This window comes from Aliikangiella marina (assembly GCF_007004765.1).
Lineage (GTDB): Bacteria > Pseudomonadota > Gammaproteobacteria > Enterobacterales > Kangiellaceae > Aliikangiella > Aliikangiella marina.
The window spans coordinates 96,050-112,627 of record NZ_VIKR01000005.1; the positions used below are offsets into that span (position 1 = coordinate 96,050).

A 16,578-nucleotide genomic window follows, 5' to 3' on the forward strand; every position below is an offset into this window, starting at 1 on the left:
ATCTCTATGTTGCTTAACTATCAACCGCCAATTAATCCGTATTTAACCATTATCTACCGAGATGAGGATATTGTTGTTTGTGATAAACCGAGTGGTCTTCTGTCGGTTCGCGGTAAAGCGCGAGCCCATCAAGATAGCTTACAATTTCGCTGTGAATTAGTGTGGCCGAATATTGGGGTTGTTCACCGTTTAGATATGGGAACATCTGGTATTATGATGATGGCCCTTAATCGCAATTCACTGAGCCACCTATCAAAACAATTTCAGCAGCGAACCACGCAGAAAACTTATATTGCCGATATTTGGGGAAGACCGGCGCAAAATTCTGGAACAGTTGAACTCCCTTTGATAGTAGATTGGCCTAAGCGACCTCGGCAAAAAGTTTGTTTTGAGACTGGAAAGTCAGCGATAACTCACTGGAAGCTTATCGATTCAGACAGTAATGCGAACCATTCGAGAGTTCAATTGACACCCATTACCGGGCGCTCACATCAGTTGAGGGTGCATATGGCCGAGCTAGGTTATCCCATCATTGGCGATAAATTTTATGCAAAAGGCGATGCATTGCTGGCTTCGTCGAGATTACATTTGCACGCTCACAAGCTATCGGTATTGCATCCACGAACTAATGAAATTTTGACCTTTGAGAGCCCAATTCCTTTTTAACAAGATCGATTATCGATTGCTTCGTTAACTCGCTGGATAAATTAAATCTTCCGAAATTTGAATACCTTTTCGTTGCGCTTCTTCGATAATAATTAATCGGTCTTCGTCAAAATTCTTTTGACTCTGTCGCATGAGATTAAGTACCGCATTGGTATGCTGTGGATAGTATTCAATCATGGCGAAGTATATTTTATAGCGAAGTCTTGCATCTTCCAACCGATAGATCTGATTGATGTAGACCATTGCTTCTTGAGTGGTGGCTTCGTCAATAAGATCAATTATTTCGCGGATAACATATTCTTGATCAAGACGTAGCAAACTGAGTAAAACCGTCGCGTTGCGATTGTTAGTTTCTTTATTAAGGGCTTCGATATAATTTAAATGCTGCTTGATCCCAAGCACCCCATATAAATAAGCGGCACCGCATCGATCTTCAAGAATTGTTGAATTGTGGACACTAAGAATAATTTCATCTATCTGTTGTCGATATTGTGCCTGATGATAAAGGTGTTTGATGGTGTTAATTCTGATCCGACGGGGATATTCGGGCGCCAAAAATTTTGCGAGATATTGACAAATTTCTTTCGAATTAAGACGCGTTGCGATACTACCCAATACGTCAATGGCATTACCGGTTATTCTAATATCCTCAGGATTACTATCAATAATATCTTGAGTCATTTTGATCGTTTCTTGGGGTAACCTTTTGGCAATAACTTCGCAGAAAGAGGATTTAAGTTCGCCTCTCTGTGTATCCGAGTACATAGTGTTTTTTAAAACGTTGAGAAAAAATGGGTCAATTTCTTTGTGTTTAAAATTGTTTAGTGCGATCAGTATTTGGAGCTGTACATCTTCTCTCGGATAGCGATAAAAAGAGTCACATAAGAAGTTAATCGAATTTTCATTTCTCATCTCACCGATAGCATGGAGTAATGACTTTTTTAAAATGAAAGGAATTTTTTCCTGCTCGAATAGTGGGGATAGTCGGCTGGCATATTGAGTCGCGTCTTTATTTGAAAGCGCATAACAAGAACTTATTGCTTCGTATACGTTAAATGGACAGCTACTAAATTCTTTAATATTCTCATAATGGAATGCATTCAGCCTTCTCACCAAAAAGTACAAAACAGCGACTCCTGAAAGGGCGATCAATCCGGTGATAAACCATACCGCTTGGAAAGCAATATAATCATTGATGGCCAGGTAACTGAGCAAGGCAAGTGAAGCGTAGGCGATTGATTGCCCATATTTTTGAGAACGGCTTTTGATAATAAAACGAATCCCTTTAGGAATTGACGCGAGTAATAGATTAAATAATTGGTTTAGAAATGCCCGTTGAATAATCTTTCTTAATATTCCGGTGCCGATTAGGGTCGCTGCAAATGAAAACACACTGATGAAAAACATCGAAGCGGTTTGTATTAAAAAGTAAAAACGGAACCCATGCGTCCACTGGGTCGATTTTTTTTGTGAAAAGAAAGAGGGGATAAGAAAGAGTAAAACAAGCGTATTTTGGATTATGGCTAAAGTCGAAAAGATTTCTGCTATCGGCTGTTGGCTTGAGGCTTGCCATTGTTTAAGCCCGACAAATACAGCAAATCCTTGTAGCTGCTTACAAATCAGTGCAATAGCGACGATAGCAACCATCAGCGGTAGGAAGCGCCCGATATTACTCTTAAGATTTTGCTTATGAAGTTCTAACGCATGTTCAATTTTTTCACTTTGCGGCGATTCATTAGCAGCTGATTTTTTGCGGGTTAAAATCAACAAACAATACAAACCGATGCAAAATGGAACAATCATAAGCACTGGAGTTAACCAGTCATTTGGATCGACAAAGCGAGAAATAGTTAAGGTTGCTACTGCGCCAAATATTACACCAATTTCAAGAGCGAAACAGGCGTGCGCCGATGAGTTAGGATTTTCTAAAAGGGAGAGTTGGCTGGTAACGATCATTCGGGTGGTGATATCGATAGCTAAAATAATAAAAGTACTCAGCATAAAAACAGCACAAGAATAAGCCCAACCGTAACGACCTTGTGCCCAGCTATTGAGTGTAAAATTACTGGTAAAGTAAACCACGGCGAAACCAGCAAGCAACGCGATCAAATAGAAAATTTTGTCATTTTTTTCGCTGACCCGAATCATTATTTTCATCGAGACAAATAGTGAGGCCCCCTGAATTAACATCAAAACTGGATAGAAACTAAAATCTAATTCACCGAGTAATTTGATAATAGAGACTAATTTGAGCGAATAGACGCACCAGCCCAAGAAAAAGGCCATGATAAAAATAAAGAAATTTGAGTCGACAAAGGATTTCGCTTTCATTAAAGCTACAGTGTTAAGCGTTTGTTAGTTTTATTAGTCTGTTATCTCTTAGCTTAGTACAAAACCACAACAAGCCCAACATTATTGCTTAGCGATACTGTAACTTACCGTTGAGATCTACTGACTTTTTGATATATCAATCTCAGGCATGATCGATTAGTATTTGAGCGTCGTTCGATAACTTCGACAACCGGATAAAAACTTTGAGTTTGGCTTTAGATATAGCGAGTAAACAATAAAAATGACCCAAAAAACGACCATAATCGGGGGTGGCGTTATCGGATTGGCGATCGCTTACTATCTCGCCGAACAAGGTGTTTCAGTGCGCCTTATCGACCAAAAAACTATTGGAAGCTCTTGTGCTCTTGGGAGTGCCGGCTATGTTTCACCTAGCCATTTTATCCCGTTAGCTGCGCCTGGAATGGTGAAGAAGGGGCTAAAGTGGATGTTTGATCCGGAAAGCCCATTTTATATTCACCCTCGGTTAGACATGAAACTATTGTCTTGGCTATGGCTATTTAATCGACACTGTACAGAAAAACATGTCAGCAATGTTAAACGAGCCTTGCTTTCCCTCTGTTTAGAATCGCGTGAACTCTACGTAGCGCTTAATCAAGAATTAAACAAGCCGATCGATTTAGTGGAGAAAGGGGTCTATGTACTCTGCCAGACCGATAAAGGAATGACCCATGAAAGAGAAGTCTTGGCCGATGCAAATCAACTAGGACTGAAAGCGTCCGAAGTATCCAGAGAAACGCTAGCCGATCGCTATCCGAGTATGGATTTTAATATTGCTGGAAGCGTTTACTTTCCTGAAGATGCTCATGTTCAGCCTGGCCACTTAATAGAAAGCTTATATCATTCATTGAAGAGCAAGGGGGTTGAGCTCGTTGAAAATTGTGAAGTGACTCGAATTGAGTGCCACGGCAACACCGTTTCTAAAGTTATCAGTCACGACAACGAGTATCATGTTGAGCAACTGGTAATGGCAGCAGGAAGTTGGTCAAGCCAATTAGGTCAGCAATTGAAACTGTCAATTCCAGTGCAAGCAGGTAAGGGTTACAGTTTAACCTTAGATAATCCATGGGAATTGGATACGCCGATGATTTTGAGTGAAGGGGCGGTTGCAATCACGCCATTCGGCAAACAAATTCGATTCGGCGGTACCATGGAATTTTCAGGTATCAATCTCGGTATTAACCCGAGACGAGTGAAAGGCATTTTGAAATCAGTGAGTCGTTTTTTTAATGATTTTGACTGGACCACGGTTGATATTTCTGAGAGCTGGGCAGGGTTGCGTCCTTGTTCACCCGATGGCCTGCCCATGATAGGGCACTGCAATCAGTTCGAAAATCTAATCGTCGCAACGGGCCATGCGATGCTTGGCGTAACTTTAGCGCCGGTTACCGGTAAAATTGTCTGCGATTTGATAACTGGCAAGCAGGGTAGGGTGCGACCTGAAATTGATGTACGTCGCTTTGTTTAAAACGCTATCCGGTTGCGGTAAGCAGTGAGTCAGTGAATAAATGGGTGCCTAGTGCACCCATCCAAAATGATCCGCGAACTTTTGTAACACGCTAATTATGCAAATCACTCTCAATAAGCATTGAATAAGCATTGAAATAAGTAACGAAGTTAGCGAGTTATCAATCGTTGCGGAAGAAATCTATCATCATTTGATGGAGCACCACTAAATCATAATTTTCGTCGTGTTCTCCCAGTGCGACTTGGGTGTACTCAAGTGCAGACGCACAATTATCGTAACGACGAGTAGTGGCCGTTTTGCCATCGCTGGTGATGACAAACTCCGCTGAAATGGTTGTTGTCGAGTCACAGTTATTGACCGCTTCCCAAATGGCCAAGGTATCGCTAACGGACGCAATACCATCTTGACGACCATTCAGCGGTACATCGGGATCGTTGGTGCCATGCACATGATGAATTTTAGTTGGCGCAGCTGCATCACAAGCTTGTTGCTCTCCCCTAAACTGGCCAGAGATAGCCATCGCTGCTGTAATCTGCTCGGGTATTTCGCAGGCGAGTTGATAGATCATAAAGCCACCTGCGGAAAAGCCCGTAATATAAACATTGTCGCTATCACCTTGATGGTTAGTGACTAAGTCATTGATTATCGCACTCACAAAAAGTGAGTCTTTGCTGATTGCAGAATTAGCGGTGACTTGGCTACTCCAAGCAAAATCGCCTTCGCCAACCGGAATTGCAAGCAAGTAACCGTTTTCTTCGGCAAAGTTAACGCCGTCGATAAAACTGTTGATGGTTCTTGGAGTACCCGGTGCACCATGCAACAAAATTAGAAGCGGTAATGTGCCTTGTTGGTTAGCTGGTTGATAAAGGTAGAAATGGCGTTCGCCAATCGATTCTACCTCAATTGTTTTACAGGTAGCGCCTTCAACTGCAGCACCACAAGCTGATAAAGGAGGCGGCGGTGGTGGCGGTTCATTTCCGCTGTTCCCCCCACCGCCGCCGCAAGCGACAAGGAGTTGGATTAAAATTACGCCGATGATAAAGGCGACGGTAGTCGAATGGGACGAGTTATTGGGTTGTGCCATTGAAATATTCCTGTTTTGAAAAGACCAGTCGCCAGCTTAAAAAACCCACAAAAAAGAGGCGATAACTAAGCCGTGATGAACAAGTGATGGAGTTGTGATAGCATGTAAAATCAATAACTTAATTAACTGTTGACAGTGATGGCTGTGAAGACTCAGTTGCAAATTGGAAAGCTAGTTTTTGACGTAAAGGCACATCAAATGATGTTGGGTGATACTAAGCTTCAGGTTGAGCCCAAGGTGATGGAAGTTATTCAATACTTTCATGAAAAACAGAATCAAGTCGTGACTCGTGAAGATTTACTCAAAGTTGTTTGGGATCATCAGGTAGTTAGTGACAATGCGGTCACTCGGTGTGTATCCCAAGTCAGAAAACTTATTGAACAAGAACCTGATAATATAGCCAACATCGAAACCATACCGCGGGTTGGTTATCGTTTAAATCTTAAAGGATCGGTTGGCGACAGAGTCAAATCGTTTACCTTTAGAGATATCCCTTTTGACACAACAATATTTAAGGTCGCTACTTTTGTTTTCTTTAGCCTAGCGCTGTTCGCTAATTATTTTTATGACCTGCTTAATCGGCCAATTGATATTGACGCGGTTGTCGTAGAGACATTAACCGAACTCCCTGGAGTCGAGCGGAACCCGAGACTTTCGCCTGATGGCGAGCGTCTCGCCTTTAAATACCGGCACCGTGACAGTGAGTCATATCACCTCTATCTGATGAATTTAGAAAACCGCGAGTTTTATCCGGTTGTTGAAGGTGAGCAAGTGATCCTCAACTTTGCCTGGAGTCCTGACTCTCGCACATTGTTATTGAGCCGCTGGAATAATCAGCATGAGCGTCAATGCGAAATTCACCTGCTTTCATTAAGTTCGAGTTATCAAGTAGCGTCGCAAGAAAAGATTGTCGATTGTGGGGATCGCGCATTTCCCTATCTTGTATGGCATCCAGCCAGTGATAAATTTTATTTTAATGATAGAAAGTCTTTAGATAGACCTTATGCTGTTTTCAGTTATTCGTTGACTTCAAAACGTATCTCACAAGTAACGCTGCCTCCTCAAAATGGCAATTCGCGTGGTGATTTCTCGGTGTTCGGAGGCGCGAACAATCATCGTCTCGCAGTGCTCAGATACCGTCCGACTCACGACCATCAGCTCAATATTTATGATATGGATAATGATAGCTTGTTGTCGCAACAATTCTTAGCTGCAGAGTTCGACGAGGTGAGTTGGTTTGGTGGTTCAGATGACCTATTGATCAAACAAGCTGATAAGCTGTATCGATACGACCTTGAAAGTCAGGAAAAGACTTTGGTCTATCCTGTGGGCCAGGCTACCGGCGACTTTAGTGTCTCAGCAAATGATGAGCAAGTGTTTTTTGTCACGGGACAAGCTGATCGTAATCTTGTTAAATATCAATTAGATCATCCTCAGAAGCCTGAATTACTCTCGAGCTCTACAGCTTTTGAGCAGCGCCCGAGTTTTGCCAATCGCTCACTAAAAATTGCTTATTTTTCTAATCAAACGGGTAGCAATCAAATTTGGATTAGAGAATCCAATGGTGATCACCGGCAGCTTTCGCAGTCGCCCGTGTCACTAGCCAATACCCGATTAAGCTGGGCGCCAGATGATCAATCGATTTTGTTTGAATTCAATGATGAAATCTTTGCTATAGATACGGAAAATGGCAAAATTGAACGGTTAATAGAACGTTTTCACCGACCCTATGTCAGTCAATGGTCCAATAAAGGTGATGCGATCCTTTATTCATCAGAAAAAACTGGCGAGTGGCAAATCTGGCAACTGGACTTGGCAACTGGTGAGCACTCACCAATTACCACAAAAGGTGGTTATAGTGCGGCGCAATCAACAGATGGTTTCGTATATTTCTCTAGACTGCACGAACCGGGGATGTGGCGATTAAAACCAGAAAATAAGGATGTGCAGCCTGAATTAGTCATAGAGGATTTTGAAGTCATTAATTGGATGAGCTGGCAAATGTCTGCAGATGGAATTTACTATGTTCGCAACAGGGCGAATGAAAAAGGCGTGTTCTTTTTTGATTTTGCCGCCCAAGAGTCAACACAGATATTTCCGATATTAGCGAATCATAGTGCAACTTTTTCAATTAAAGATAATGAGATTCTGTTGACGATTCAAAGTAATGCAGAAAGTAAAATTCAGATGATACGCTTGAAATAGAAGAGTTTAATTATGATTTATATTGTATTGGCTATTGCTCTTATTGGTTTGCTCATTTTCTCTGTGACCAATGTCCTCCAACAACAAATATCAACAACTGAGCATCCCGGGTATGTGAGGGCTTTAATTTTTGGCTCTTTCGTCGTTATTCTTGGATTCTTCATTGTTACTTTTTTTGAGGAGACTGAGGAAGCCCTGATCCCTAATGGGTTCACTGAGATCGATAGCCATCTTTATGTAAAGGATTTCGATGGATACCAAGTGACGATTAACTATGATCCTCATGGCAAGTCTAAACATTCTTTAAATCGAGCGGATCGAGTTGTCATGTCTATTCAGTCAAACTTAAATAGAGATCATATTGCTAAACTGTTTTGCTCTGAAGCTGAATTTGAAGATTTCCTCGTGTCGGATAGAGAGTGGTTTCCGACAAAACACAAAAAGCTGGCAAATGGATATTATGTCGGTGAATGCTATCCGCCTGAGCTCGTTACCGAAATAGAAAAGCTAGAACCAGCAACGCATGGATTTGAGCCACGCTATGCGAGATATCTGTTTATTCCGACGATCGATAAAGATAGTAATTATTTACTGTTAAAGCTCACCGATGAAAATATCCAAGCGATTAATGATCAGATTGAAAACTTTCTTAATTTCTATCGGATTTACATGCCCAATTAGTCGCCTGAATGACATAGGTACGTTGCCCAAAATGAAAATATAGAAAAGCGACTATTGGTTAGCGAGAATGGGCGAACGAGAATCTCTCACCAAGGAAAACCACTCTCTGCGATCATCAGGTACGAATAAGTAGCAATGATTGCAGAGTTGGGTTTAATGTTTTGATCATGCACTTCTCATCAACGCGAGCTTTGACCCGAATCCGATAAATATTACCCCGGTAGTCGCGTTTAACCATTTCTTAAATTTCTGATTATTTGCAATGCCTCGCATTCCAGCCAAAAGCACTACCATTGTTGAAAACCAAATTAAATTAACCAGAGAGTGGGCGGTTACTAATGCGTAAGCGTTTAGTGTGCTTTCTTCGATCCCCATAAACTGGGGAAAAGCAGCCAAGTAAAACATAGACACCTTCGGATTGAGTACATTAGTTAAAAAACCTTCAGCGAAGGCTGTCAGAGTTTTGACCGGTCGATTGTCTGGTAGGCTAGTTACTTGAATGGTTACTTTGGGTGTTTCAAAGGCACTGATGAGGGCTTTAATGCCGATCCAAATTAGATAAGCTGCGCCGAGCATCTTGAAAATAATAAAAGCCTGTGAAGATTGAACCAAAAGCAACGAGATGCCAAAAATAGAAAGGGTACCGTGGACGTAAAAAGCCGCAACAAATCCCCATACATTAGCGAATCCAGCTTTGCGACCTGACACAGGAACGGTTTTAGCAATGAGAAAGCCGTTTGGCCCAGGAGAAATGACTAATAGAGTCGCGACGGCGACAAAAGTAAGAATAGTATTGATATCCATGGCATTGTCCTTAAATAAAGTGCTTTAATCAATTGATTACGCTGTAATCCTACGAGTGCTTTTTTTAAGGCAAGGCATTCTAACTGATTTTGAAATCTTATACTCGTAAAATATTAAATTATTGTTCAATAACCATCTTATAGGCCGTTTACTATGACTGGGTGATGTCAATGTAGCTTAGATACCTTTGATAGATTTGCCTGACATAGTTAACCGCTTCACTTCCTCGACAATAACCGAAACGGGCCTTTTTATAGTAAGCCGGTTGCTGTAAAAGCAACATTGCCAAACCACTTATTCGGATCGAGGTTTAATTCTTTCGCAATTCGTTGAGCATCTCGTACATGTCCAAATCCCGCATTGTAAGCGGCCAATGCAAAAAATAACCGTTCTTGAGTTGGCATATCTTGGCTAAACCTTTGTCGAGTCCAATTCATGTATTGAACGCCTGCATGAATTGATTGAACTGGATCGGTGAGGTCTGTGAACCCAAGCTCCTTGCCTGTCCTCGGGAGTACTTGCATTAGACCAAGCGCGCCAGCATTGGACTTTGCTTTTGGATTGAAGCGACTTTCTTGATACATTTGTGAAACAATTAGTCGCCAATCAAATTGAAATTTTGATGATTTTTCTTTCACGATATCATCAAAGGGAGATAGCGTTGAGCCTTGAGTAATTCTTTGCTCTCGATGTCTTTGTTGGCGTTTCTGATCGGAGAAGTATTTATTTTTGACTACGTTGTAGAATGTTTTTCGGTACTCCTTACGAATAAATCCATTAATGGCATTTAATAGATTAGGATTGTTCTTTCTGACTAAATATGAATAGGGGATTGATTCGTTAAGTGTTAAGGGGGTAACGATGTCATCTCGAAACTGCATTTCAATACTCACTAAATTACTGTCTGCAATTGTTAGGTCGATAGTTTGTTCGGCAACTTGACCAATTAACATCTCAGTCGATATTGTCTCTTCAACTGAAGCAACATTAGCGCCATACTCCTTGGCAAGCTCTTGAGCGGTCGACCAGAAGGCGCTGGTCGGCCGTACATTAATGGTTCTGCCCTTTAAATCAGCCAAGGCGTTTATCGGTGCCGAGTCTTTGTGGGCGACCATTAGCTCAGAGACTCGTTTGTATCGAATACTAAATGCTAAGTCGATTTCGGATTTCCTTTCCGCTGTTCTTGACAATCCAGCAGCAATAATATCGCCTTTTCCCTCTCTTAACAGGGTAGTCATTTCATCTAATGAGTCGGCGACAATAATTTCGAGTTTGAGAGCATTGCGCTTCGCAAACTCCCTCATGAGTTCATACTCAAACCCCATTAATTCGCCCCGTAGTAAAAAGTAGGTCTCCGGACTATTGCGAGTAATCATTCTAAGCGGGAGCCCTTGTTTTTTCATTCGATCGAGATCGAGTTGCCTCGATTGAGACTCTACTTCAGCGACATGTTGTAGCGCGATAAATTCATTGATTTTATTTAAAACGGAAGTGTTGCCTAAATTAACCACCCAAGCTAGCTGGCTTTTTGTCGGGAGCGTTGCAATGATTTTTATATCTTGTCGATATTGTATTAGCGTGTCATAGGCTGATTTATCAATGACGCTGTAATCAAATTGTTGCGCAATAAGCGCATCTGAAATTTGCTCTGCACTGAGTGACTCATCAATGGTATTAATTTGCCAGTTTGGATGATGACGTTTAATGGATTCGATGTAAGCAGTGTCCTTAGGAACAGTAATGATTAAATTATCGGTTAATTTTGCTGCATTTTCTTTGCGAGTAATGACTACTTCCCTATCTTTCTTGATAGGCAAAGTGAATAGCATTGATGCTTGGCGAGACTTAGTGATAGTTAAATGTCGGGCGATTAGATCGGCTTCATCATTGGCCAGCATAGCAAACATTTGGGTGAGGTTATCGGCGAAAATCCACTCGATCTTGAGCTGATGGTTGTCTGCAAATTGTTTCAGTAACTCTTCGTGATACAGTGTTGAGCTGCCCAGTCGGGGTAAAGAATCTTCTTCCTCAAAAGCGAGTTTCAGTGCTCGAATAGTGCCTGAAGCTTTGATTGCTTGCCAATTTCTTAATTGATTGGGAATTCTCGTACTTGTTTGTTTTGCCGCTGTTGTTTTTAGTGCTGTTGTAGCGAGAGGAGCAATCGCTTCACTCGCTTGTTCATTATTTGCCTCATCATTTTTATTTTGTTTGCTAGGACTGGTTGAATCACAGCCTAGTAGTATTAAACTGGTTAAGATTGCATAGATGAGTTTTTTCATAGGTAAGTTTTTTACTGTTTAATTAATGTAGGAATTCGTTTTATGCGTATTTTCGATTCAACTAATGTTGTTGAAAGCTGCTAAAACGACAGCTCTTCTTGCCAGTCAACATTTCCCGTTACTCTCGAACCTTCTTGATAAATCTCGTCAAACTTATCGACTTCAAACATACCAATGTGGCCTAATCTCGGAGAAAGCATGACATCTGGTGGCTCTCCGGCTAGTCGGCTTCTGGTAATTTTGTCTTGCATAATGTTGATTGCGAATGACAGCACATCGACAGTATTGTATGGCATCTTTTCTTTGCCGTTCTTATTTAATAGGGGATTTACTTTTTCCATCACTTTTTCAGAAAATCTTCCCATTAAGCTTTGTTCAATAATTTCGCCGCTTTTGTCAGGTTTTTCGTTCGGCATTTTTCTTTTTGAGCCGAGTAACTCAGTATTTAAGTTGACAGCAATAACTCTCTCTGCGCCTTTTGCGCGACAAGCAATAACCGGTACAGGATTAACCAGGCCGCCATCAAGAAGGTATTGGCCATCCCACTTAACGGGTGAAATTACTCCGGGGTAAGCCATGGATGCACGGACTGCCTCCCAAACAGAACCCGATTCGATCCAGACTTCTCTACCGGTTGTCATATCGGTAGCGACAACAATAAGTTTCTTATCTAGATCAGAAAATGAAATATCACCAAAAGTCTCTTTCATATAGGAAACGAACTGTGCGCCGTCCGCAAGCCCACCACGCGAAGTGAGTTTAGGATCAAGAAAACCGACCAGTCGTTTCAAGTTTAGGGATTTAAACCAATCCTCTATTTCGTCAAACTGATTGGCGGCATAGCAGGCACCGATAAGTGCGCCCACAGAGGCTCCTGCGATAATTTGCGGCTCAATCTGTTTCTCACCCAGACCTCTGAGGACACCGAGGTGAGAGATTCCCCTCGCAGCCCCGGCACCGAGCGCGATCCCCAGTTTTTTATTGTCGTGAGCCAGGTTGTTGGGCGTTGTATTGTTGGAAGCTTCTAAATCTGTCATGAATGCCAGCAAATAAATAAGATTACAAGATTAACCATAAAATATAGGAAAATATCATCGCTTACAATGACTGAGTTCTTATAGATGAAAGTCGTTTTTAAATCGAGTGTGAACGAATCAGTCGTAAAATTGTTATTAACAGCGGCGAACAATAAAACAATGGCGACAGACGAATTCTGTTTCTTTAATGGTTAGCTATTTTGTTAAGCTCATCGATTAATAGGTTGATGGTCGATTCTGTTTTATGAGGGTCGAGGTAGTCACTCTGACAAATCTGTTCGCTTCTTCCTGCACCCCCAGCGCCGAATCGAGTCGCTCCGTAAACAACACTGATCTTTTTTATGAGTTCAAGCGGTTTAATCGCCTCAGCGTGTAAGTTTTTGAATAAACAAAATTTGACTTTCTGCTTATCGGTCTGTCGATAAAAATAGAGATAAAGTCCGCTCCCAAAATGATCAGAGAACTTGGCTTCCCAATGGGGTTTACCAACGCGATTAATATAGGGAGTCTTCCAAGGTATGTTATTACCGATTGTGAGTGTAAATAATGGACCAAAAGCGGTCTGGTATTGTTTAACGGCGTCAAAATTGGTTATCCATTGATGATGATATTCCTCGATCTGTTTTTCTATCTTAGCTAGCAAGGTTACTTCATCTATCGAATGACAAATCTCCTTAATTCGTTCAATACTGATAAAATCATCGTCGTTGTAATCGCTATTGACGGGAGCGTTAAAAATTTCAAACAAGTCGTCAAACGTATCATGGTCTTCGTTAGGTAAACCGACATCGACACTCAATTCGCCTTTGGCAAAGTAAATAATAACGGGGCGATAATCTTGTGTTCTTGCCCAAATTTGAACTGGAGTATGTAAGTAATAGTGACAGTCAAACAGTTTCATGAAAGTTGTTAACTTGTTGGTATTATTATCGATTTGATTAAGCTATTCATTTATCAATTGGATACTAAAGCTACTGGCTAAACATTTCTCGGTAAGCATTTTCGACATAGGGTTTAGCCCATCAGAAGTCCTTATGGAGGTAAGAGTAAAACTTTAACTCGCGGTTAAAGCTTTCGCAAATATGTAACTTGTTGCGTATCTCTGACGATAACTGATCAAAAGCGCTTTCTGGAATAAAAGTAAAATCTGCTCGGCCGACAGCGACAAATCTAAGGGCATCCGCTGGCGTATCCAGTTCAGTATACTCAGTAAAATCTTGAAAAAAATGACGGTAAAATTCTGCACCTAGAATCCCCGCTAAGGTCAATTGACTTTCTTTTGATTGCTTATAGGCACATTTCTTTTGATTTGCAGTTGAGGTAATTTTGACGAGATTTAAAGTAAATAGAACGGGTTGCAATTGAATCAGATTAGAATTGCCTTTATAAGCAATTGGATTTCTTGCGATATCTAAACCAACTAATCCTTTCTTGACCAAATCGAGTGATTTTTTATTCGGGTGTAGTTGATACTCAAAATTGATACCTGAATTGCTAAGGGCTTGACGAACTTGTTTTTCTAATTCGGGCATATTTTCGGAAAGTGCATTCGAGCCTGTTACCGTTAACAAAGGCATCTCACCACTTTGGGATGGTAATGAGCAGACCACCGTCAGAAATAACAGCACTGAAAAGTACTTTTTGTTGTTGTTGAAAATTAAAAAAACGCCTGATGAGAACAACTGAATTCACTAATCTAGGGTTGTGTAAGACAACCAATCACTACCTGTATTAAGTATAAAGCATAAAATCACTAATGCTTGTTTTTAATATAGTCAATAAAATCAATTAGTTATGGTTTTTTTGGCCGTTTTTAGCGAATCTTTGCGAATTTTGGCGCATGCTACCTTGTATTACAAGGTAGCATGCGCTATAGTCGGTTCATGGAAGCAAAAAATACTATTACACAAATGAGACGCGGCATTTTGGAATTTTGTATTGTCAGCCTATTGGCTGACAACGAAATTTATACTGCAGAGCTCATCACGCGCCTAAAAGCGGCAAATTTAATCGTCACTGAAGGCACTTTATATCCAATGCTCAATCGTCTGTTAAAAGGCAAGTTGCTGCAATATCGATGGGAGGAATCTGATTCAGGCCCACCCCGAAAGTATTACTCTTTAACTGAAGAGGGGGCTGCTTTTTTAGCACAACTGGATTCGGCTTGGCAGGACATTACCACATCTGTCGAAACTATTCGAAGAGGGGAACAAAGTGAATAAAGTCGTAAGTATTGAGATCGCGAGTCAAGTATTTTGGATCGACGAAGACGCGTATCAAACTTTAAAAGATTACCTTAAACAAATTCGTCAGCAACTCGCAAGCGAAGAGTTTGCAGACGATATTTTCAGTGACATTGAATTGCGAGTTGCAGAATTACTCTATGGATTACGTTCTGATGAAAAGAAAGCCGTTACTCGCACTCAAATAAATGAAGTCATTGAGCAAGTAGGGTTTATTAATGGCGAGATTTCCGATGAGGAAATTCCGCGAAGAGCTTATCGCGATCAACAAAATAAAATCTTAGCCGGTGTTTGTTCTGGACTATCACAAAGACTGAGAGTTCCAGCATTTATTTTGAGAGTAATATTTTTAGCGTTAAGCGTGGTCTTTGGATTAGGTGTCGTTCTATATTTAATTTTTTGGATATCGCTTAGTAAGAATACTTCAAGAGCAGATGCTTTATCAGCACAAGGTAAGCGACCTACCGCGAGTGAGATTACGCAAATAAAACCAGCAAAAGAGAGCCCACTTTTTCAAGTTCAGCGTGTGATTTTTTTACCTTTTAGTATCTTGGGAGCGCTGCTAACTGTTTTTACTAACCATTTTAAGAAGCGTAAACAAGGGTACTTTATGATAATTAAAAACCTCTTTGCAATCGGTTTAGTATTATTAAGCTTACTGCTCTTTAGCGGGATTTATGAGTTTAATCGAAATCAACTTTTTAGCGATTTTACTGCTTGGATACTCAGTGGCGGCGTAATTTACCTTATCGTTGTTGGGCTGATGGTTTATATTCGCGAATACTACTTGCCCAAACCAGTAAGGCCGGTTGATAAAAAATTAAAGCGAGGTGCTTTAGTTCCGGTAACGATGATTATTGCTGCAACTATTTACCTCAACTATACCCATAAAGAGCATGCTCATGAACTGGTCGATAAAACCTTTAACCTTCAGTCTTCGCAATTAACACTCGCATTTGTCGAACATGATGAGATGAATGATTACGCAGGAACGGTAAGATATCGAATTAAAACTCATAAGGATGGAGAGCAGCAGGTAAACCTAGCGATCAATTATTCTAGTAACGGCATAACCCAAGAGTCAGCTCGAGAGAACATAAAGGCGGTCGATTATTTTTACACTTTTGATAAAGATGTTTTAAAACTTGATCACTATTGGAACCTTAAACAAGATGCGCTGCGACGAGGCCAAGACATTGAAGTGACCATCGAAGTACCTCAAGGGATCACCTTGAATAGTCGTTGGCCGCTAGTTGTTAAGCACGATAACGATGGTTACCAGTATTATACTCGCTATTATTGGTCTAAATCGAAAGAGGAGGTTTCTTACTTATCAAGTGGTGAGTATTTACACGAAATTGGAGAGACTTATCGCAATAAGTTAAGCGACAATGAAAGACAAGTATTAAACGACAAATTTTGTGAAGAGTTCTTTATCAGTGAGTCATGGGGATGCCCGACTAATATTCGCAACTCTGTAACCGACAACTATCGCTTTGATCGCGCATTTATGAATGATAGCCAAGGTATCGATCAGATTAGAGAATTCCTTCAACCCGATCGCAGTTTGTTTGTTAGCAATCTGACGGAAATTGAAAGACTAATCAATGAAATTAGTATTGAGTATGCTGTGAAAGGTGAATTTCATAGTTATGTCGAGCATTTGATTGCGATTAAAGCGCAAGATGATATTTCTTTATCACTTGCTGATCGGTAAAAATAATAATCATCATCAAAAAAGCCCATTCGGTTCGATATGGGC

The 16,578-nt window shown here is 40.8% G+C and carries 13 protein-coding genes; 6 read left to right on the forward strand and 7 right to left on the reverse strand.

Annotated elements, in window-relative coordinates; genetic code table 11:
* Positions 1-6: 6 nt before the first annotated feature.
* Positions 7-666 carry a pseudouridine synthase gene (locus tag FLL45_RS17710; RefSeq protein WP_142943385.1) on the forward strand — a complete coding sequence of 220 codons (660 nt, stop codon included), beginning with the start codon at positions 7-9 and terminating at the stop codon, positions 664-666.
* 24 nt (positions 667-690) lie between these two features.
* On the opposite strand, the gene FLL45_RS17715 is transcribed toward FLL45_RS17710, so the two are convergent.
* Positions 691-2,997, reverse strand: a complete 2,307-nt coding sequence (locus FLL45_RS17715; protein WP_142943386.1) for a hypothetical protein — start codon at positions 2,995-2,997, stop codon at positions 691-693.
* 241 nt (positions 2,998-3,238) lie between these two features.
* Between FLL45_RS17715 and FLL45_RS17720 the strand changes: the two genes are divergently transcribed.
* Complete coding sequence (locus FLL45_RS17720) at positions 3,239-4,483, forward strand: NAD(P)/FAD-dependent oxidoreductase (protein ID WP_142943387.1); 1,245 nt, start codon at positions 3,239-3,241, stop codon at positions 4,481-4,483.
* Positions 4,484-4,643: 160 nt separating this feature from the next.
* Here FLL45_RS17720 and FLL45_RS17725 read toward each other — a convergent pair whose 3' ends face one another.
* The gene (locus tag FLL45_RS17725) at positions 4,644-5,567 is read right to left on the reverse strand and encodes a CE1 family esterase (RefSeq protein WP_142943388.1); all 924 of its coding nucleotides are present in this window, start codon (positions 5,565-5,567) and stop codon (positions 4,644-4,646) included.
* A gap of 138 nt (positions 5,568-5,705) precedes the next feature.
* Here FLL45_RS17725 and FLL45_RS17730 point away from each other — a divergent pair, with 138 nt between their 5' ends.
* Positions 5,706-7,772, forward strand: coding sequence for a winged helix-turn-helix domain-containing protein (locus tag FLL45_RS17730; protein ID WP_142943389.1), 2,067 nt, complete (start codon positions 5,706-5,708; stop codon positions 7,770-7,772).
* A 12-nt stretch (positions 7,773-7,784) separates the two neighbouring features.
* Complete coding sequence (locus tag FLL45_RS17735) at positions 7,785-8,453, forward strand: hypothetical protein (RefSeq protein WP_142943390.1); 669 nt, start codon at positions 7,785-7,787, stop codon at positions 8,451-8,453.
* Between the two features lie 165 nt (positions 8,454-8,618).
* On the opposite strand, the gene FLL45_RS17740 is transcribed toward FLL45_RS17735, so the two are convergent.
* From FLL45_RS17740 to FLL45_RS17760, 5 genes are all read right to left on the reverse strand, one after another.
* Complete coding sequence (locus FLL45_RS17740; RefSeq protein ID WP_142943391.1) at positions 8,619-9,257, reverse strand: LysE family translocator; 639 nt, start codon at positions 9,255-9,257, stop codon at positions 8,619-8,621.
* Positions 9,258-9,508: 251 nt separating this feature from the next.
* Positions 9,509-11,536, reverse strand: a complete 2,028-nt coding sequence (locus FLL45_RS17745) for a transporter substrate-binding domain-containing protein (protein WP_142943392.1) — start codon at positions 11,534-11,536, stop codon at positions 9,509-9,511.
* 80 nt (positions 11,537-11,616) lie between these two features.
* Positions 11,617-12,573, reverse strand: a complete 957-nt coding sequence (locus FLL45_RS17750) for a patatin-like phospholipase family protein (protein WP_142943393.1) — start codon at positions 12,571-12,573, stop codon at positions 11,617-11,619.
* A 184-nt stretch (positions 12,574-12,757) separates the two neighbouring features.
* Complete coding sequence (locus tag FLL45_RS17755) at positions 12,758-13,474, reverse strand: hypothetical protein (RefSeq protein ID WP_142943394.1); 717 nt, start codon at positions 13,472-13,474, stop codon at positions 12,758-12,760.
* A 121-nt stretch (positions 13,475-13,595) separates the two neighbouring features.
* Positions 13,596-14,150, reverse strand: coding sequence for a hypothetical protein (locus FLL45_RS17760; protein ID WP_142943395.1), 555 nt, complete (start codon positions 14,148-14,150; stop codon positions 13,596-13,598).
* A 306-nt stretch (positions 14,151-14,456) separates the two neighbouring features.
* Here FLL45_RS17760 and FLL45_RS17765 point away from each other — a divergent pair, with 306 nt between their 5' ends.
* Both FLL45_RS17765 and FLL45_RS17770 read left to right on the forward strand, forming a co-directional pair.
* A complete protein-coding gene (locus FLL45_RS17765) occupies positions 14,457-14,795 on the forward strand; it encodes a PadR family transcriptional regulator (RefSeq protein WP_142943396.1) in 339 nt (112 codons plus the stop codon).
* A complete protein-coding gene (locus FLL45_RS17770) occupies positions 14,788-16,533 on the forward strand; it encodes a PspC domain-containing protein (RefSeq protein WP_185964532.1) in 1,746 nt (581 codons plus the stop codon). Before FLL45_RS17765 ends, FLL45_RS17770 begins: the two co-directional genes overlap by 8 nt.
* Positions 16,534-16,578: the final 45 nt, after the last annotated feature.